The following is a 17,877-nucleotide window of genomic DNA, read 5'->3' as shown; positions in this document are numbered from 1 at the left end:
CGGCTCCGTCCGGCCCAACTCCCTAGACCCGTTCGCATAGAAAACGCACGGCCGTCTGGATCCCCGCTTTCGCGGGGATGAACGGTTATGGGTGGATTTTCGTTAACAAATCGAGCCGCTCTCTAGTGCGGCCTTTAGGCGGTGGACGAGAGCAACGTGGCGGGCGATGGTGCCCCCATGAGCGACATCCAGCATTTCGACATTGTGATTATCGGCGGCGGGCCTTCCGGCGGGCTGGCGAGCCTTGCGCTGGCCGCGCGCGGCTTTTCCTGCGCCCTTGTTGACGCGGCGGACCCGGCGGTCATGCGCGGCGCGGCGTTTGACGGGCGCACCTCGGCGATTTCCTACGCCTCCGCCCGGGTGTTCCGGCGGCTTGGCCTGTGGGACGCCATCGCCCCGGAAGCCGAGCCGATCCGCGACATCCTGGTCACCGACGGCAGCGCCAAATCGCGCTTTTCCGATGGCGCGGTCTCCAGCTTCAATCTGCATTTCGACAGCCGCGAGCTGGAGGACGGGGCGCCGCTGGGGTGGATTGTCGAAAACCGGGTGATCCGCGATGTGCTGTTTGACGCCATCGACGCGGCGGGCGGCGTGACATTGTTCGCCCCCGCGACGCGCGCAGCGACAAAGTTCAATGCGGGCGAAGCGATTATCGATCTTGCGGACAGAACCAGACTTTCCGCCGCGCTGGTCGTCGCCGCAGACGGGCGCAATTCAGCCCTGCGCGCTGAGGCCAATATCAAGACCAACAACTGGCGCTACAACCAGACCGGCATTGTCGCCACTGTCGCCCATGAGCGTTCGCATGAAGGCGTCGCGCAGGAATTCTTCCTGCCCGCCGGTCCCTTCGCGATCCTGCCGATGACCCCCATCCGCGAAGACGGACAAACACTTAAACACCGTTCGTCTCTGGTCTGGACCGAAAGCGCCGCCGCCGCGCCCGCTTATATGGCGCTTGACGACGATAAATTCCGCATAGAGATCGAAAACCGTTTCGGGCCTTATCTCGGCGCGCTTGAGCCCGCCGGCCCGCGCTGGTCATACCCCCTCGCCTTCACCCTGGCGCAATCTTATGTGAGCCCGCGTCTCGCGCTGATCGGCGACGCGGCCCACGCCATCCACCCGATTGCGGGACAAGGCTATAATCTCGGCATTAAAGACATCGCGGCGCTGGCTGATGTGTTGGGCGACGGGCGCGATGTGGGTCTTGATATTGGCGCGCTCACCGTCTTACAGAATTATCAGCGCTGGCGGCGTTTCGACAGCGCCTCGCTGGCGCTCGGCACGGACTTGCTCAACCGGCTGTTCTCCAATGATATCGGGCCGCTGCGCTTCGCTCGCGATCTCGGCATGGGCGCGGTGAATTCGGTCGCGCCCTTGCGCAAGTTTTTCATGAAGCAAGCCGGCGCCGATATGGGCGCGCTGCCGAGCCTGATGGCGCGGGAAAGCTAAACCAATAAGGGGAACCCCGATGCAGCTTACCAAACGCGATCTGATCAAGACCGCCGGCCTCGCTTCTATTGCTGCGGCGACGTCTGCAAAGGCGGCGACAACGCCCGCGCTGGCCGACATGACGGCGGGCGCCGTTCCCATCAGCGTTGCCGAACGCAAGGCGCGCATCAACAAGGCGCAACGCTTAATGCGCGACCAAGGCGTCGCGGCGCTGTTGCTCGAAGCGGGCTCCGCCATGGTCTATTTCACCGGCATTCGCTGGTGGCGCTCGGAGCGCCTGACCGCCGTGGTCATTCCCGCAGATGGAGAGATCGCCGTCGTCACGCCGTTCTTTGAAGAACCGTCGATCCGCGAGAGCATGACATTCGGCGATGACGTGCGCAGCTGGCACGAACATGAAAGCCCCTATGCGCTGGTCGCGGGCATCCTCAAAGATCGCGGCCTGAAAGGCGGCAAGCTCGCGGTTGAAGAGACCGTGCGCTATTTCATCGTCGATGAAACAGCGAAGGCGGCGCCGGCGTTCAAAATCGTCCCCGGACAGGCGATCACCCGCGGCTGCCGCATGTATAAATCCCCCGCCGAAATCGCCCTGATGCAAAAGGCCAATGACATCACCATGGCCGCCTATGCGCATGTGCATGCGCATGTGGAGACCGGCATGAGCGCGCGCGATGTTTCCGCGATGATGAGCGCCGCGACGACCGCGCTTGGCGGCGAAGTTCAATTTTCCATGGCGCTGCTCGGGGAGGCGAGCGCCTATCCCCATGGGTCAGGCGCGCCGCAGACCGTCACGGCGGGCGGCGTCATCCTGATGGATTGCGGCTGCTCTGTGCATGACTATGAAAGCGATATTTCCCGCACCTGGGTGCATGGAGAAGCCACGCCGAAACAGCGCGATGTCTGGGACACCGTCAAGGCCGGACAGGAATTAGCGCTTGAAACCGCGCAGATCGGCGCGGAAGCGGGCAAGGTCGACGATGTGGTGCGCGGCTTTTATGAAAGCAAAGGTTATGGGCCGGGTTACAAAACGCCGGGCCTTTGCCACCGCCTTGGCCATGGCATCGGCATGGATGGCCACGAGCCCGTCAACTTCGTGCACGGAGAAAAAACCATCCTCGCGCCTGGCATGTGTTTTTCCAATGAGCCGGGGATTTATCTTTTCGGCGAATTCGGCGTGCGGCTGGAAGATTGCCTCTATATGACCGAAGACGGCCCGCAATTATTTTCCGCGCTCTCGCCGTCAATCGACAAGCCGTTTGGCTAACCCCTGAGCACCAGCTCGCCGCGGCGCGCTTCGACGCTTTCAAGACGCGACAGGAAGCTCATGCCGAGCAGATTCACCGAGAGCTGATCGTCCTGCAGGATGAAGGCTTTGACGCCTTCAATCCGGATGTCGTCAATTTCGATCTCGTCAATGGTGACAAAGGCGGCTTTGGTTTCGCCATTCGCCGTATGCACCGGATAGGTATAGTCCGTATAGGAAACATATATGCCGGCGTCGCGCGCATCGCTGTCGCGCAGCGCCACATAGCTGGCGCCGGTATCCACCAGAAAGCGGAATTCGCTGCGATTGACCGAGGCGTTCACATAGAACTGGCGGTCCGGCGCGGCGGCGATGCGGATTTCATCGTCCCAGCGCGCCGCCGCCGGGGTCAGGGAAGCGGCGCGGCCCGCGCCCGCCGCGTCGCGCTCGCGCTCTTGGCTTTCGGCGACAAGCGCCATCTGTTCCGCGCGATCAGCATCGTCCATGCGCCCGTCAACCACGCGCACGCCGATAACGGCGCCGGTGACAATAACAGTGGCGAGAAGAATGTCGTTTCGCATGAAGGCCCCTTTGAACGAAGGGCCAGTCTGGCAAAGCTTGGTTTCACGACGGTCTATAGATAGGCGGAATTTCCGCCTATCTGATTAACCATGACGGCTCAGAAAAGCCCGAGCACGTCGCGCATGGAGTAAAGCCCCGGCGGTTTGCCGATGGCCCAGCGCGCCGCCGCGACAGCGCCCTTCGCGAACAGACCGCGATCAATCGCCGAGTGAGACAAGGTGATGACTTCCTGCATGCCGGCGAATGAAACCTTGTGTTCGCCGACAATGCCGCCGCCGCGCATCACTGAAAAGCCGATATCGCCGGGCTCGCGCTTGCCATTGCGATCCATGTCTGTGCGCTTGTCGTTGAAGTCGACTCCGCGTCCGCGCGCCGCCGCATGGCCCAGCATTAACGCCGTGCCCGACGGGGCATCGAGTTTCGCCCGGTGATGGGCCTCGAAAATCTCGATGTCATATTCGTCGGAAAGCGCCTTCGCCCCGGCCTCGACCAGCGCGGTGAGCACATTGACGCCGACGCTCATATTGCCGGATTTCACCACGGGAATTGTTTTCGCCGCCTCCGCAATCGCCGCCTCATCGGCTTCGGAAAACCCCGTCGTGCCGATCACATGGGCGACGCCCTGCGCGGCGGCGGCCCTGACATTGCGGACAGAGGCGGAGGGCGCGGTGAAGTCGATCAGCGCGCCGGCGCGCGCCAGGCCCGCCGCCGCCGCATCTTCGACTTTGAGCCCAAGCGCATCGAGCCCGGCGAGCACGCCGATATCCTTGCCGATATCGGCCGCGCCCGGGCGCTCAAACCCGCCCGCCAGGGTCGCGCCCGGCGTCTTCAGGATTTCCGCAACAACGGCGCGGCCCATGCGGCCGCCTGCGCCGGCGACGAGGATCGATGTTTTGGCCATGGACTGCTCTCTCGACTGTTTCGCTGCATCTGTTCGAAGCGCATGGCCTAGCGCACTGGACGCAAAGCGCAACCGTTTGAACGCGCCTTTACCGCGCCCTCGCCGTCACTCCGCTTCGCGCGCCGCCGCCGGGTCGCGCTCAATCATCGGCGATAGCACCCGCTGATAGAGCGCCGCGACCCCGACCAGCGCGGCGCCAAGCCCAAGGAAGGAGGTCGCCCGCAAGACGCCGGAAAGCCCCGCCATGTCAAACAGGAAGACCTTGCCCACAGCAAGGAAGAGCGCGGCGAACCCGGCATAGCGGAACAGGGCGCTGCGCCGTACGGCGCCGAGCACGAGAACAAGAGTGGCGAAGGCGATTGCGGCGAAAGAATAGGCCCAGGACTCGCCGTCGCCGATGCCGCCACGGGAAAGATCCGGTGCGTGAAAACTATGGCGGATGCACAGCATCAACCAGACATAGGAGAGTAGCGCCGCGAACAAGGCGGTGATCCGCGCCATCATGCGGCTGCCCGCGCGGCGGCAGAACATGGCGGCGGCGGCGAAAGCGAGCGCCGGCCCGAGATAGTAAAGCAGCAGCATGTTGAATACCGGCGCGCCCGCAATATCCGGCCCGCGATCACCCCACCACGGATTGCGCACCGTCAATGGCGCCAGGAGTGTCTGAAACGCCGCGAGCGCCAGCAGCGCCTTTTCCGCCCAGGCGCGCACAAAGCTGAGCGCGGCGCCGAAGCGCCAGCGCATGAAAGCGGCGACGCCGGCCCATGTCATGGTCTGCAGGCTGATTTCGAGAAGATCCGTATAGGGCGCATCGAGATCGCCGCCATTCAGCAGGTGGCGGATCTCAAGGCTTGCGAAGACGCAGAAGAGCATGATCGCCGCACCCTCCATCGCCTGCACCACGACAGATGACCGCGCGGTTCCGCCGCCCTCGAACCAGCGTGCGGAAAGCCAGAAGCCGGCGGCGGGCAGCAAATAGGCGGGGATCAGCCAGTTGAAGACCGGCAGTGCGCCCACTTGCGTGCTGAGGATTTCGGGAAAGAACAAAAGCCGCCCCGTTGACAGCGCGCCCAGCGCGATCGCGGAAAGTTTCAGCACCGGCAGGCTGAAGCGCCGCCACAGCCAGGCGAGGATCGGCGCCTGCAACGCAAAACCGACGCTCATGGCGAGCCCTTCCGCGCTCATGGCGACGGCGAGCGTGACCGCCAGCGACGCCGCCAGAGCGAACACCGATGTGGCGGCGGGGTTGGCGTCAAAGCCGCCGGGCCGGCGCGCCAGATCACCCAGCACCGCCATGTGACTGACCGCCACCACCAGCGCCGCCGCGCCCCAGCCAAGCGCCTGTTGCAAGGAGCCGACCGCGTAAAACAGCGCCGCCAAAATCATCACCGGACCGAAGGCCGATGCGAGCGCAAGCGGCGCCGACAGATCGCGCCGGCGCATGACTTCATATCCGGCTGCGCTGTAAAACACCGCGAACAAGGCGCCGGTCATGATCAGGGGCATTCCCGGGGCCGCGTCCGCAAACGCAAAGACGCTCGCCACGGCGAGCGCACTCAGCGCCGGCGCCAGAGAGAAACCCTCGCGCCGCCAGGCGAGCAGCAGCGCCATGACGGCGAAGGCCGCCCACATCAGCACCGTCAGCACGCTTAACGCCTCAACCAGCGTGAAGAGGAAAGCGAGGAACAGCGTTCCCGCCGCGGCGATGTAAAATGCGGCCACCGCGACGGGCATGTTTTCGGTTCCGCTCCAGCGGACGCGCCAACCCTGCGCATGGTCCCAGGCGACAAAAGCCGCCATCGCCAGAAACGCGGGCAGATAGATGGCGAGCGGCAATGCTTTTTCCGGCCCGACGCCCGTCGCCATGATCAGCACCGGCCATAAAAGACCGCCAGCAAGGGCGAGATAGGAAATCATCCGCCAGCGCATGACGCGCGCCACCGCAAGGCCCGCCAGCGACACGCCATAGACATAGAGCAACATCACCGCCGCGCCGCCCGGCCCGTCCGAAGTGATCACCGGCGACAAATGCGCGCCGACAAGCGCCAGCCCGGCCATGGCCGGCATGCGGTGAATGACCGCGAGCACCACCATGCCGACAGACGCGGCGACAAGCAGAATGAAGGCGACAAGCGCCGGCATCATATCATATAATCCGTATGCGGCGTAAATCGCCCCATAGACCGTCGCGCCGCCGGCGCCCGCGAGTACGGGCGGCGCCAGGCTTGCCTCCATGCCTTCCCGATCCAGCAGCCATTGCGCGGCGGCGATCATCGCGGCCCCGGCGACAAGCGCCGACAGGATCCGGACTTCAGGCCCGAAAAAGCCCGCATCAATGGCGGATTTGACCAGAAACGCCCCGCCAAGCACCAGCGCGGCGCCGCCGAGCCAGATCAGCCAGTTGCCCGCCAGGCGCGCCTCAAGCCCGCCGCTTTCGTTCAGCGCATAAGGGCGCGCGCCCGGATCGCGCGCCGCCCCATCATCAGGGGCGCCCATTTCCGCAAACGCCGCCGCCGATGCGGCTGCAACTTCGCGCTGCGACGTGACCGCTTCGCGTTCCTCCGTAGGCGGCGTTGTTTCACCGGACGCCGGTTCAATGCCCGGTTCAATGTCTTGCTCAACATCTGGCTCAATGCCAGACGCAAGATCAGGCGCGGCCCCGGACTGCGGCGCATAGGATGGCGCCATGCCGGTTCTTTCCAGCAAGCTCAACCGTTGCGACAATTCTCTGATTTCACCGCGCGCAGACAGCGCCATGAAGAAGGCCGCCCAACCAAAGAGGCAGCCAATGACGAAGAGCCCGCCAAACAAGACTATCATTTCCATGCTTGTTCACTTCCTCGCCCGCAATCATCACAGCATGGATGATTTCAGATGCGAACAACAGCTTGAAAGGTGGTAAATGAACGCGGTGAACACTCACTCACGCAAGGCTCGCCAGCTCAACGCGCCGCGTCCATCGCGCCGCCGCCATCGGCCATATAGGTATAGCCGGTGAGATAGCGCGCTTCATCGCTGGCGAGAAACACTGCAAGCGGGGCGATGTCCTCCTCCGCCGAGCCAATCCGGCCCAAAGGCGGCATCGGCGGCGGCCCGCCGATCCCCGCCTCCTGAAACATCTTGCCCATGGTCATCAATCCGTCGGTCATCGCGAATGGACAGAGGACATTGACCCTTATTCCTTTTGGGCCCCATTCGCGCGCAGCGACGCGGCTGAGCGCGCGAGATCGATTCCTTCGCCATGACAAATGGCGCAAGCATGCCCATGCCGGCGATGGCGAGCCCCGTACCGAAATTGATGATGCTGCCGCCTGTCGCTTCCATATGCGGATAGACGCCTTGCATGAAGCGCATGCAGGCTATCGGACCAAGCTCCATTTGTCCGTGTACGTCTTCAGCGCTTACGCCGTTAAGCGGTTTGACGCCCGCCGCATGGGCCGACGCATTGTTGACGAGAATACCGACGCCGCCGAACGCTGCGACGGTATCCTTTACGGCCCTCTCAATCTGATCAGCATTGGCGATGTCGCATTGAAAACCGGCGGCCTCGCCGCCCGCCGCCTTGATCGCGGCGACCGTCTCCTTGATCTTCTCCGGTGTTTTTGAAACAACCGCGACTTTCGCACCTTCTTTCGCAAAGGCCAGTGCAATCGCTTTGCCAATGCCGCGGCCGGACCCGGTGACAATAGCAGTTTTGCCTTCAAGCCTGCCCATATGTTTTCCTTTCGAGAATAGCTTAGACAGCGGCGCGCAACAGCACCGCCGCCGTTTCCTTCGGCGTCTCGAGCATCATATTGTGGCGCGTATTCATGATTTCCGTCCGCCATGACGGATCTTGCTTCAGCCTCTCATACATCTCGCGAAAGCCGGGAATGCCGCTATTGAGGGCCAGCACGAATGTCTTGAGCGGAATGCGGTCGCGCGCGCCAGTCAGCATGGGCTTTTCAGAAAACGTCCCCGCCGGTTGCGGCGAGCTTGTTTTGTCCATGAAGGCCGCAATGGCGCCTGTATAGCCGAATATTTCTTCCGCCGGCGGCGTCGGTATCATTCCCGCCGCATCCACAGCTTCTTCAAACATCGGCGCCGTATCGAACACGCTGACGCCGCTATCGAGATACATCGCGTCGAGATAGACAATCGATTTTATGATCCCGTTCGGAATGAGTTCCGCTGCGCTGCTGATCACCATGCCGCCATAGGAATGACCGACCAGCACGATGTCTTGCAACTCTTCCCATTTCACCAGATTGGCGACATCAAGTCCGTGCGTCGTCAGATTCACATCCGGCCCGGCGAGATGCGCACGGTCGCAAAGCCCGGTCAGCGTTGGCGCGTAAACGCGATGGCCTTGCGCCTCCAGAATATCCGCCACCTCGCGCCACCAACGCCCGCCGCACATGCCGCCATGCACGAGTACAAATGTGTGCTTTTTCCCGTTCATTGCTTCATTCCGCCGCTCGCAACAGCACTGCCGCCGTCTCCTCGGGCGCTTCGATCATGGGAAAATGTCCGGTGGCGATCTTCTCGGTGCGCCATGACGGATCGTCTTTCACCTTCTCGAAAAACGGCGCGAAGACCGGCCCTTCCGCCAGCACATAGGTTTTCACCGGAATGCGCTCGCGGGCGCCCGACAGTTTCACCGGCTCCTCAAAACAGGCGCGCGGATGCGGCGAGGCTTTCTGTTCAAGGATCGCCTTCAGATCTTCATTATCGCCCGCGAAAAACACCGGCGCCGGGACCGGATCATGATCGCCGGCGAGATCTTTAAAGTTCGAGGCGATGTCGGCGAGCGCCTCGCCGTCTTCAGGCAGGAACGCGTCGAGAAAGACGATAGAGCGGATGGTTCCTGCCGGCACATGTTCGGCGGCGCCGGAAACCACCATGCCGCTATAGGAATGGCCGACCAGAACAATATCCGTCAGCTCTTCCCATTCAATGAGCTTGACGATGTCGCGAATATGCATCGACAGATCGACGCCAAGGTCTTTGAGATGTTCACGCGAGCCGATGCCGGTCAGGGTCGGCGCATAAACCCGATGGCCTTGCGCGCGCAAGCGATCCGTCACGCCGCGCCAGAACCAGTCGCCGCCCCACCAGGCGCCATGCGACAGCACGAATGTTGTTTTTCCGGACATAGAACTCTCCCCAGCCTTTGGCCCTGTTTCAACGCCTTCTTCAGTAAAGGCGTTCTTTTTCGTCTTGATCAATAATCGCCTGCAACGCTTCTTCCGGCAGGTCGATTTTTGCAGCGTCGATCATCGCTTCGGCGAGCGTCGGCAATCCTTCAAGCGACGGCCACTGATCCGGGCTCCACAATTTCGAACGCACGACGCATTTGGCGCAATGAAAGAACGCCTCCTCGACCCGCAGCACGAGCGCAAGTTCCGGCGCCTTGCCGTTAATCGCCATGGTGTCGCGCAAAGAGGCGTCGCGAACAATCTCGGCGCGGCCCGAAACGCGCAAGGTTTCCTTCTTGCCGGGAATGAGGAAGATCAATCCGACGCGCGGGTTTTGCAGCACATTGTGAAATGTGTCGGCGCGGCGATTGCCGGGTCGTTCGGGAATGGCGAGGGTCACATCGTCGATCACCTGCACAAAGCCCGGCGGATCGCCTTTCGGAGAGACATCCATGCGCCCCTCTTTGTCGCAAGAGGCGATGAGGATGAATGGCGATTTCGCGATATACGCCCGGCAATGGCGATCCAGCATGGGCAGTGTTTTCTCGGTCACTTTTTCAGAAGGCGCGCCGAGAATATGCTGAAGCTCGGCTTCGCTGCGCACAATGTCGGAAAATTCGCTCGTCATCGGCCTCTCCCTTTCCGATAAGCTGCCGCGCAGCCTATGGCGCTAACGCCGCGCATGCAAATGCTGTTTCGGACTGAGCGGCCAGCGCTGGCGAGAGCGGCGCGATGGCGCGGCGGCGCGATTACAAATCCAGATGCATGAACAGATTGAAGTCGCTGGTTTCATAACCGCCGAAGCAGTCGCCATATTCAAAGCCGCGCTTTTTATACATTGCGATGGCCGGCAGGAAACTCGGCGTCGACCCGGTCTCAAGGCTCAAGCGTTTATAGCCGCGCGCGCGCGCTGTTTTCATGATGTGATCGAGCATGGCGGCGCCGACGCCCTTGCCGAGATGGTCCGGCGCGGTGCGCATGGATTTAATCTCGCCCCAGTCGGGCGCCAGCTCTTTCATCGCGCCGCAGCCGAGCAATTCGTCTCCGTCCCAGATGGTCCAGAAACTCATATTCGGCGCCTTGAGCGCCTCGACATCGAGCACATAGGCCATGCCCGGCGGCGAGTTTTCATGCATCAGTTTGAAGTGAAACGCGAGGAGGTCCCGCACCGCCTCGCGCCTTAGATCGTCTTCGACTACCTGCATCGTCCGCCGTCTACTCTTTGCCTAGAATCTGCTCGCGCATCACCTTGGGCATGCCTTTGCCATGCATCATGTCGCGGCCCATATCGGATTGCAGCATGTCGATCATGCCTTGCAACTCTTCCTTGGAATTGACGCGCGGGAAATCCGCCTCGGGAACCGGCACGCCAAGAAACGCGCAAAGCGGCGCCCAGCCCTGTTTCGCTTCAAACACCAAAAGCCGGTCCGGGCCAAAAGCGGCTTTCACCGTTTCCGTATGCTCGTTGAAGACTCGGACCAGCGTGTCGCGATCATGGATCTTGCCGTCAAACAGCGCATCAATCGTGTTTCTCAGCATTGCGCGCCAGGGCGTGCCGTCGAGCAGCGCCATCATCTTCCGGCTCATGATGGTTTCCTGAGTCGATTCATACCAGCGCTCCGCATCGCGCAAGGACAGGACGACTTTCGCATCGGGATAATAGTCCGCCAGTTCGCGCCAATAGATCGACGCGGGAAAATCGGTGGTTGAAGAATAGCCTTTGAAGATTTCATCCCAGTCGGGATTGCCCGCCGCGGCGTTGTTCCACAAATCCATATGACCGGCATTCGCGACCACTTCGCTCATATGGTAGCAAGGCCCGAATCCGAGTTGTTCCAGCGCCAATTTCAAAGACGCTGTGCCTGTCCGCCCGAAACCCGCGCCGATTACTTTTAACGCCATAACTTTCTCCCGATTAAAGCGGGCGCGAGCCTTACAGCCCTGCGGCGGATTTGCAAGGCGGGCCATTCCTTCGCTTTTGGAGTTGCGCGCGGCCCGATGGCGATTATTGTCCGCCGCCAGATGCGTTCTGTTCCGTCCTTTTCGATCTTTCGCCATCAGGGCTATCGCCATTACTGGATCGGCCGCCAGCTTATCGGCGCCGAGCGACAGATGGTGGCGATCGCCATTGGCTGGCAGATCTATGACCTGGCGCGCCTCACCCGTTCGATAGAAGAATCCGCCTTCATGCTCGGGCTTGTGGGCCTGACGCAGTTTCTGCCGATCCTTGTCTTGTCCTTGCCCGGCGGACAGGCGGCGGACCGGTTCAACCGCAAGAAGATCCTGATCTATTCGAACATCATCCGGTTCTTCGTCATCTCCTCGCTTTTCGCGGCGAGTTTTGCGCCCGCCCATATTGCGATCCCGGCGATCTTTTGCGCCGCCTTCATGAATGGCGCGGTCAGCGCCTTCACCCCGGCGGCGTCGAATGCGCTCTATCCGACGCTTGTCCCGCGCAAGGATTTGCCGCTGGCGATCGCCTGGAACTCCCTCGGCTATCAGGGCGCGGCGGTGATCGGCCCGGCGATTGGCGGATTTCTTTTTATCGGCGGCGCGCAGATGGTCTACGCCACCGCCGCGACGCTGACCCTGATCGGGGTCACGATGTTCGCAAGCGTGAAAGCGCCGGCGCATCAGCCCCTGCGCAATGCGCGCGGGCTGTCGATGATCTTCGACGGGCTTCGATATGTGCGCGACAACAAGCTGGTGCTCGGGTCGATCTCGCTTGATCTGGTTGTGGTGTTTTTCGGCGGCGTGACCGCTTTGCTGCCGGTCTTCGCCCGCGACATCTTGATGGTCGGCAGCGAAGGGCTTGGCCTGTTGCGCGCCGCCCCGGCCATGGGCGCGGGCGTCGTCGCCTTCATCCTCGCGGCCAACCCCCTGTCGCGCAAAGTCGGGCCGTTGCTCCTCATCTCCATCGCGATTTACGGCCTCGCCATGATCGGCTTCGCCATGTCGGAACTGTTCTGGCTTTCCATGGCGATGCTGGCCGTCACCGGCGCCGCCGACATGGTTTCGATGTTCATCCGCATGTCGCTGATCCAGCATGCAACGCCGGACGGCATGCGCGGGCGCGTGTCTTCCGTCTCTTTCATCTTCATCGCCGCATCAAACGAGCTGGGGGAATTTGAATCCGGCGTCGCCGCCCGCTTCCTCGGCCCGGTGGGCGCGGTGCTGCTGGGCGGCGCGATCTCGCTGATCGCCGCCGCGTCCTGGTTGAAGCTGTTTCCGACGCTCTCCAAGGCGGACCGGTTTGAAGAGCTGGAAGAAGAAACGGTCGAGGGCGAAGCCAGCCCGGCGATGCGTTAATCGCCAGCGAAGGCGGCGCCCAGCGCGGCCCCCGCTGCGCCATCAAGCGCCGCGAGATTTTCAAGCTTCCAGCTCAGCCGATAGGTCACCACATAGGCGTCATGGTCGGACAGCATGCGGCCATCGCGCGGCTTGTCGAACATCTTTTCCGCCCGGACCGGACGCACATCGACGCGTGGCGCGCTGGCGAAACCTTGCAGGTCCTGCGTATCGAGCCATGGCGCATCGCCTTGCCAGGGCATGCGCGCATCGCATCCCGATTGCGGCTGCAGGCAGTAATTCGTCACCAGCATGCCGGGCATGGTCTTCGCGTGATGGGCGAAGCGCGCCTGTGAATGGCGGGTGTTGAAGTCGCCCGCATAAATCACCGGCCAGTTCGGATTGAGCCCCTTGGCCATCAGCGCCCCCATTTCATCAACCTGCTGGCGATGGGCGGCGAGCGCCCGCGACGGCGACACGCCCGATGCGCCATTGGCGTTCAAATGGGTGGTGAGGATCTGGATCGGCGCCGGGGCGCCGGGAATATCGATGACGGCGATCATCGCGCCCTTATTGGCGAGGCAATCATAACCAGCGCAGCTCGTCGGCTGGAACGGCGTCATATGCGAGGCGGTCACCGGATAGTCGCTGAACACATAGAGCCCCGAGGACAGCAGCTTGCCGAGGCGTTCGCCCTTTTCAAAACGCCGCGCCCGCACAAAGCCTTCATCAATCGGCGGCGCATCGCTGTCGGCGTGATCGGCGGCGGCGGGCCCGCGCAAGCGATGCGCATAGGGCGCGCCCACATGCGCCGAGATCGGCGTGAACGCCTCCTGCAAGACCAGCACATCCGGCGCGCGCTCGGCCGCATGCAGCGCCAGCATGTCGCGCGCGATTTCCTTCAGCGCTTCGGGGCGCCCGCGCCGGATCGGCCAGGGCAGGCCGGCGACGTTATAAGTCATCACCGAAATCTCGGTGCTCGCCACGCCGCGCGCCGCATCAATCGTGATCCGCGGCGCTTTGGATGCGCGCAGCGTTTCAAGCGGCGCGTCGAATTTCGTGGAACAGCTTGAGAGCGCCGCGAATGCGCATAACAGCAGCGCCGAGGCCGACAAAGATGCCGACAACATGGGCGCCGACAATAAGGGCGCGCGCAGGCGTTTCCGGAGCTTCATCATCACAAAGCCGAGCTGACCAAACGCTGGCGCTTATGACTGATCCGTGTGACAGGAATTTATCTTGATAGTGAAGCTTTTATGGCGAAATGCGCCGTAGGCGGACTAAGTGCGCTTATGCCCTGCAAGTCTGTTTCCATGCGAATATGGTTAACACGGAAATGGCGGCGCCCATGCGCCGCCATCACCTCTTTCACGCGCCGGTTTTAAACCGGTTCGGGCAAGCTGGCGCGCCCGTCAGTCAGCGCCGGCGCGCTGACATCATCGGCCCGCCCGCTTTGAGCCAGCGCCATGAAATCCGCCGCATTCATTTCGGCGAGCTCCTTCGCCGTCCCGTCGACATAGACAATCGTCGCCTTGCCGCTGGCCAGAACGCGGCGGCTTTCCAGCTCGATAAGGCGGTCGATCCGGCGTTCAATCCAGGCGAGCTCCGCCGCTGTCGGTTGATGCTCGCGCAGGAAGCGAAGGATGCGCCGCGCTTTGTTCGGCAGGTCAAAATCCGCCCGCCCCGGCGCCGCGTCCCCATGCTCGCCGGCTTCGCCCTTGGCTTCAACGCGGAGATTGGCGGATGTGACCTCAATGCCGAGGCCATCGGCCGACGCATTGACGAGATCGTTCACGGACCGGTTGAGCGCGTCCTTCAGGCTGCTGCAATTGGCGCCTTGATGTTCAATCGCCGCGCCATAATGCATGCGTCCGATTTCCGCCGCGATCGCAGAGCGGCAGCGATTGGCGAACACTGCGCCAAGCGCTTTGAATTTGCCGTCCTTCACCATGCCCTCGATGCCCTTGCGGTTTTCGATGATGTGAAATTCGACAATCGCCGCGACCTTGACCGGCACCCCGTCAGATGTCTGCGCGGTTTCCGGACCGATGGTCAGCGTCACCGTCTGCAGGCTGAGCGCGCCGCCGGGAAGCGCAAGCGAAGACGGGCTGTAGCGCGCCGTCTCTCCGCCGCCTCTGAGCGACACATGCTCTGCCGCATCGAGTTCTTCCGCCGCGAAGGGCGCGAGCATGTCCCGCGACAAACGGACCTTGTAATTATGCGGCCAATGGCGCTGGCGATAAATGCGCGCCTCGCCCTGTGAAAGGCTTTGGCGAACGAGGTTGAGTTGGCGATTTTTTGACATGGTTGCCTCCAGTTCCGCCGGGTTCGGGGGTTACGCAACAGTCCGGCATAGAACAAGCCTGCCTCATCCACTCGGGAGTCGCCATCAAAACTATTCCCGTAAAAAGCGAAATCTCTTAGATTTGTCAGTATGTTAAAAAAATCCCGGCGCGCGCGAAATTCCAGCGGCGCGCAGTTTTTTCGTGCTTCGAAAAATCTCCGGAATTTTTAGAGTCTGCAGAATTTTCAAAAATTCAAAAATTCCGCTATGACAAATCATACCGCTTTGACCACGCCAGAAGCGGCGTCAAAAATCTGAGGGGCTTTCTCAACATGCGGCATCTTGAAGACCGCGAGTTTGACGACTTGCATGTGGTCATCCGCACTTTTTGCAAAGACAACAATCTTTATTTCACCGCCTTCGCCGGGCGCGTCGCCGATCGCGTGAAAGCATCGGCGCTTGCCGCCGGGGAAAGCGAGGCGGAAGCGAATGATCGCGCGGCGCCCGTCGCCAAGGCGATCGACAAGTTCCTGACCTCCGCGCAAAACAAATTCATGCAGACGCTTGCGCCGTTCTGTCTGGAGATTTTGGCGGAGGAGGTCGCGGCGGCCAAACCGGCGGACTCAGCGGCTTATCACCGGTTCATCGCGGCCTTTGGCGGCGGCGAAGCAGGCGAGTACCGCAAGGCGGACGGCGTGGTTCAGTTCCTCGACGAGCGCGTCAAGAACATCGTGTCGGCGCGCAAGAAGGACGCCCGCAAAGGCAAGAAGGGCGCGCGGCCGGAATTCACCAAGCGATTGAGCCGGCTGTATCATCTTGCGGCGGTGAGCTTTGAAAAACATGATGACGACGTCAACGCATTCGACAAGCGCATAGGCGACAGCCGCTATCTTGCGGTGCGCGCCCACAGCCGCAAGCCCGGGCAATATGTCGTGCACGGACTCCGCTTTGCGCCGCATGTGGACCCGGACAGCTCTGACCTTTGTTATTTCTCCGATAAATACACATTGAAGCGCTCGCCCGATGAGCCTTCCTTCGGGCGCAAAAGCCAGGGCGTGTGTTTTGTCGAGGGCCAGTATGTCTCCGCCGTCGGCCGCCCGGACATCAACGAAGCCGCCTTCACCTATGTGCATGTGAAATTGCCGGCCTTCACGCTGGTGGATGAAACCCCGGCGCTGCAGGATTTCGAAGCGATGGTCTCCGCGACCAATACGGTCAATGAACGGTTCTGGGCCAAAGCGCTGTGCTTCCGTTGCAAAGACAAGGAAGAAAAGCACGCGAAGGTCGGCATCTACACCTTTGACGGCTTGCTTGAGCAGTTCGAGCAGGACCAGCGCGCCCAGCTTGAAGACTGGCGCAGCAAAGGAAAGTTCAAAGTCCTGACGCTTTAGGCTCGCGCGCCGTGCGCTTATTGCTCTCGCGGGGGAGAGCAGTGAGGTGGTTAAGACCAGAAATTAATAATCTGCGCGAGTGCAGAGAAAAGGCTCCGCACGGGACGGATCAGAGACAATCCTGCCGCAATGGCTATGCTCGCAACGAAACTCACTGTTATAAACAACGGGCCTGTAAGGCCGACCAAGGTCGAAAGTCCGGCGTAAAATAAGACTCCGAAAATGATCGTTAGCACAGTCGTGCTGGCAATATATTTCCAGGCGGTTTCGGTCTGCTTTTCACTTCTTGGCAAACCCGGCTCCACTTCTTACCGACCGTCCGTCACATTCTCCCAGAACATCTTGGCCTTGTCGAAAAAGCCGCGCGATTGCGGGCAGGCCGCTTCGCCGCCGCCGGCCTCGCAGAATTGTTTCAGCAATTCTTTCTGTTCGGCGTTGAGATTGGTCGGGGTTTCGACCTGGATCTCCACATAGAGATCGCCGCGGCGGCGGATGTCGCCGCGCCCGGACTGGTCGAGCTGGGTCATGCCCTTGCCGCGCACGCGGAAGCGCTTGCCGGTCTGCGCTCCTTCGGGCACGGAGATTTTCACCCGGCCGCCGTCAATGGTCGGGGTTTCAAACTCGCCGCCCAGCGCCGCCGTGGTCATCGGGATCGGCATGACGCAGAACAAATCCGGCCCGTCGCGCTCGAACAGATCGTTCTCGCTCACATGCACGAAGATATAAAGATCGCCCTCGGGGCCGCCGCGCGGGCCCGCCTCGCCTTCGCCGGACAGGCGAATGCGGGTGCCGTCTTCGATGCCGGCGGGAATGTCGACGCTTAATTCGCGCTCGCGCCGGACCCGGCCCTGACCGCCGCAATCCGTACACGGATCAGCGATCACCCGGCCTTCGCCGTTACAATGGGGGCAGGAGCGTTCAATGGTGAAAAAGCCCTGCTGCACGCGCACCCGGCCGACGCCTTTGCAAGTGCCGCAATCGGTCGGGCCGGAGCCCGGCGTCGCGCCGGAGCCTTCGCAACTGTCGCAAGCGACGGAGCCCGGCACCTTGATCTCGGCTTTCTTGCCGTGAAAGGCTTCTTCGAGATTGATTTCGAGATTGTATTTCAGATCCGCGCCGCGGCCCGGCCCGGCCCGGCGTCCGCCGCGCTGGCCGCCCATGAACTCGCCGAAAATCTCGTCGAAAATGTCGGAAAAGCCAGCGCCCTGGCCGCCCATGCCCGCGCCCATGCCGCCGCGCGCGAAACCGCCTGCACCGCCATTTTCAAACGCCGCATGGCCGAAGCGGTCATAGGCGGCGCGCTTTTGTTCGTCGGACAGGACCTCATAGGCCTGGCCCAGCTCCTTGAATTTTTTCTCCGCCTCCGGATCGCCCTGATTGCGGTCGGGGTGGTATTGCATCGCGCGCTTGCGGAATGCGGATTTGATCGCCGCGCCATCCGCGCCACGCTCAATCCCTAGAACTTCATAATAACAAGTCTGCGCCATTGGTCTTCACGCGCCCGTTTTTTTCGGGTTTTACAAATCGCTCCCGCATCAGCAAGCCCATCGAAAGGGCCG

16 protein-coding genes and 1 pseudogene are annotated in these 17,877 nt (G+C 61.9%); 4 read left to right on the top strand and 13 right to left on the bottom strand.

From position 1 onward, the window contains the following. Positions 1-177: 177 nt before the first annotated feature. On the top strand, positions 178-1,452 hold the full coding sequence (locus AC0L8G_RS02905; protein ID WP_473386623.1) for a UbiH/UbiF/VisC/COQ6 family ubiquinone biosynthesis hydroxylase: 1,275 nt from the start codon (positions 178-180) through the stop codon (positions 1,450-1,452). A gap of 19 nt (positions 1,453-1,471) precedes the next feature. Then, entirely contained in the window at positions 1,472-2,716 is a 1,245-nt protein-coding gene (locus tag AC0L8G_RS02900) for a M24 family metallopeptidase (protein ID WP_473386622.1), read from the top strand. Here AC0L8G_RS02900 and AC0L8G_RS02895 read toward each other — a convergent pair. From AC0L8G_RS02895 to AC0L8G_RS02850, 10 genes and pseudogenes are all read right to left on the bottom strand, one after another. Further along, positions 2,713-3,276: a retropepsin-like aspartic protease family protein gene (locus AC0L8G_RS02895; protein ID WP_473386620.1), complete on the bottom strand. Its 564-nt coding sequence runs from the start codon at positions 3,274-3,276 to the stop codon at positions 2,713-2,715. The genes AC0L8G_RS02900 and AC0L8G_RS02895 overlap by 4 nt on opposite strands. 98 nt (positions 3,277-3,374) lie before the next feature. Continuing rightward, positions 3,375-4,178: a 4-hydroxy-tetrahydrodipicolinate reductase gene (gene dapB, locus AC0L8G_RS02890; RefSeq protein WP_473386619.1), complete on the bottom strand. Its 804-nt coding sequence runs from the start codon at positions 4,176-4,178 to the stop codon at positions 3,375-3,377. Between the two features lie 105 nt (positions 4,179-4,283). After that, positions 4,284-7,004, bottom strand: a complete 2,721-nt coding sequence (locus tag AC0L8G_RS02885; RefSeq protein WP_473386617.1) for a DUF2339 domain-containing protein — start codon at positions 7,002-7,004, stop codon at positions 4,284-4,286. Positions 7,005-7,120: 116 nt separating this feature from the next. Then, a complete protein-coding gene (locus tag AC0L8G_RS02880; RefSeq protein WP_473386615.1) occupies positions 7,121-7,426 on the bottom strand; it encodes an SDR family oxidoreductase in 306 nt (101 codons plus the stop codon). Between the two features lie 46 nt (positions 7,427-7,472). Beyond that, positions 7,473-7,892 (bottom strand): annotated as a pseudogene (locus tag AC0L8G_RS02875) (SDR family NAD(P)-dependent oxidoreductase); the annotation flags it as partial. Between the two features lie 22 nt (positions 7,893-7,914). Then, entirely contained in the window at positions 7,915-8,619 is a 705-nt protein-coding gene (locus AC0L8G_RS02870) for an alpha/beta fold hydrolase (protein ID WP_473386613.1), read from the bottom strand. 4 nt (positions 8,620-8,623) lie between these two features. Then, entirely contained in the window at positions 8,624-9,313 is a 690-nt protein-coding gene (locus AC0L8G_RS02865) for an alpha/beta fold hydrolase (protein ID WP_473386612.1), read from the bottom strand. Positions 9,314-9,353: 40 nt separating this feature from the next. Further along, complete coding sequence (locus AC0L8G_RS02860; RefSeq protein WP_473386610.1) at positions 9,354-9,983, bottom strand: pyridoxamine 5'-phosphate oxidase family protein; 630 nt, start codon at positions 9,981-9,983, stop codon at positions 9,354-9,356. A 121-nt stretch (positions 9,984-10,104) separates the two neighbouring features. Next, a complete protein-coding gene (locus tag AC0L8G_RS02855; RefSeq protein ID WP_473386608.1) occupies positions 10,105-10,560 on the bottom strand; it encodes a GNAT family N-acetyltransferase in 456 nt (151 codons plus the stop codon). Positions 10,561-10,570: 10 nt separating this feature from the next. Then, positions 10,571-11,257: a sulfotransferase family protein gene (locus tag AC0L8G_RS02850; RefSeq protein WP_473386606.1), complete on the bottom strand. Its 687-nt coding sequence runs from the start codon at positions 11,255-11,257 to the stop codon at positions 10,571-10,573. Between the two features lie 96 nt (positions 11,258-11,353). Between AC0L8G_RS02850 and AC0L8G_RS02845 the strand changes: the two genes are divergently transcribed. After that, a complete protein-coding gene (locus AC0L8G_RS02845) occupies positions 11,354-12,664 on the top strand; it encodes an MFS transporter (protein WP_473386605.1) in 1,311 nt (436 codons plus the stop codon). Here AC0L8G_RS02845 and AC0L8G_RS02840 read toward each other — a convergent pair. Next, positions 12,661-13,773 carry an endonuclease/exonuclease/phosphatase family protein gene (locus AC0L8G_RS02840; protein WP_473386604.1) on the bottom strand — a complete coding sequence of 371 codons (1,113 nt, stop codon included), beginning with the start codon at positions 13,771-13,773 and terminating at the stop codon, positions 12,661-12,663. The two genes, AC0L8G_RS02845 and AC0L8G_RS02840, sit on opposite strands and share 4 nt — an antisense overlap. 251 nt (positions 13,774-14,024) lie before the next feature. After that, positions 14,025-14,948 (bottom strand): SPFH domain-containing protein, encoded by a 924-nt coding sequence (locus AC0L8G_RS02835; RefSeq protein ID WP_473386603.1) that lies wholly within the window; start codon positions 14,946-14,948, stop codon positions 14,025-14,027. Positions 14,949-15,259: 311 nt separating this feature from the next. Here AC0L8G_RS02835 and AC0L8G_RS02830 point away from each other — a divergent pair, with 311 nt between their 5' ends. Continuing rightward, on the top strand, positions 15,260-16,318 hold the full coding sequence (locus AC0L8G_RS02830) for a hypothetical protein (RefSeq protein ID WP_473386601.1): 1,059 nt from the start codon (positions 15,260-15,262) through the stop codon (positions 16,316-16,318). A gap of 308 nt (positions 16,319-16,626) precedes the next feature. Here the strand turns inward: AC0L8G_RS02830 and dnaJ are convergent, their stop codons facing one another. Further along, on the bottom strand, positions 16,627-17,805 hold the full coding sequence (dnaJ, locus tag AC0L8G_RS02825; protein WP_473386599.1) for a molecular chaperone DnaJ: 1,179 nt from the start codon (positions 17,803-17,805) through the stop codon (positions 16,627-16,629). Between the last annotated feature and the right edge of the window lie 72 nt (positions 17,806-17,877).

The organism is Hyphococcus sp. D3-15 (assembly GCF_055809375.1).
The sequence above is the reverse complement of the archived record's forward strand: the minus strand, read 5'-3'. Positions and strand labels throughout refer to the sequence as shown.

What these genes read in the sequence shown, in the direction of transcription:
- AC0L8G_RS02905 (WP_473386623.1), top strand. Translation starts at nt 178, where the DNA reads ATGAGCGACATCCAGCATTTCGACATTGTGATTATCGGCGGCGGGCCT.
- AC0L8G_RS02900 (WP_473386622.1), top strand. Translation starts at nt 1,472, where the DNA reads ATGCAGCTTACCAAACGCGATCTGATCAAGACCGCCGGCCTCGCTTCT.
- AC0L8G_RS02895 (WP_473386620.1), bottom strand. Translation starts at nt 3,276, where the DNA reads ATGCGAAACGACATTCTTCTCGCCACTGTTATTGTCACCGGCGCCGTT.
- dapB (WP_473386619.1), bottom strand. Translation starts at nt 4,178, where the DNA reads ATGGCCAAAACATCGATCCTCGTCGCCGGCGCAGGCGGCCGCATGGGC.
- AC0L8G_RS02885 (WP_473386617.1), bottom strand. Translation starts at nt 7,004, where the DNA reads ATGGAAATGATAGTCTTGTTTGGCGGGCTCTTCGTCATTGGCTGCCTC.
- AC0L8G_RS02870 (WP_473386613.1), bottom strand. Translation starts at nt 8,619, where the DNA reads ATGAACGGGAAAAAGCACACATTTGTACTCGTGCATGGCGGCATGTGC.
- AC0L8G_RS02865 (WP_473386612.1), bottom strand. Translation starts at nt 9,313, where the DNA reads ATGTCCGGAAAAACAACATTCGTGCTGTCGCATGGCGCCTGGTGGGGC.
- AC0L8G_RS02860 (WP_473386610.1), bottom strand. Translation starts at nt 9,983, where the DNA reads ATGACGAGCGAATTTTCCGACATTGTGCGCAGCGAAGCCGAGCTTCAG.
- AC0L8G_RS02855 (WP_473386608.1), bottom strand. Translation starts at nt 10,560, where the DNA reads ATGCAGGTAGTCGAAGACGATCTAAGGCGCGAGGCGGTGCGGGACCTC.
- AC0L8G_RS02850 (WP_473386606.1), bottom strand. Translation starts at nt 11,257, where the DNA reads ATGGCGTTAAAAGTAATCGGCGCGGGTTTCGGGCGGACAGGCACAGCG.
- AC0L8G_RS02845 (WP_473386605.1), top strand. Translation starts at nt 11,354, where the DNA reads ATGGCGATTATTGTCCGCCGCCAGATGCGTTCTGTTCCGTCCTTTTCG.
- AC0L8G_RS02840 (WP_473386604.1), bottom strand. Translation starts at nt 13,773, where the DNA reads ATGTTGTCGGCATCTTTGTCGGCCTCGGCGCTGCTGTTATGCGCATTC.
- AC0L8G_RS02835 (WP_473386603.1), bottom strand. Translation starts at nt 14,948, where the DNA reads ATGTCAAAAAATCGCCAACTCAACCTCGTTCGCCAAAGCCTTTCACAG.
- AC0L8G_RS02830 (WP_473386601.1), top strand. Translation starts at nt 15,260, where the DNA reads ATGCGGCATCTTGAAGACCGCGAGTTTGACGACTTGCATGTGGTCATC.
- dnaJ (WP_473386599.1), bottom strand. Translation starts at nt 17,805, where the DNA reads ATGGCGCAGACTTGTTATTATGAAGTTCTAGGGATTGAGCGTGGCGCG.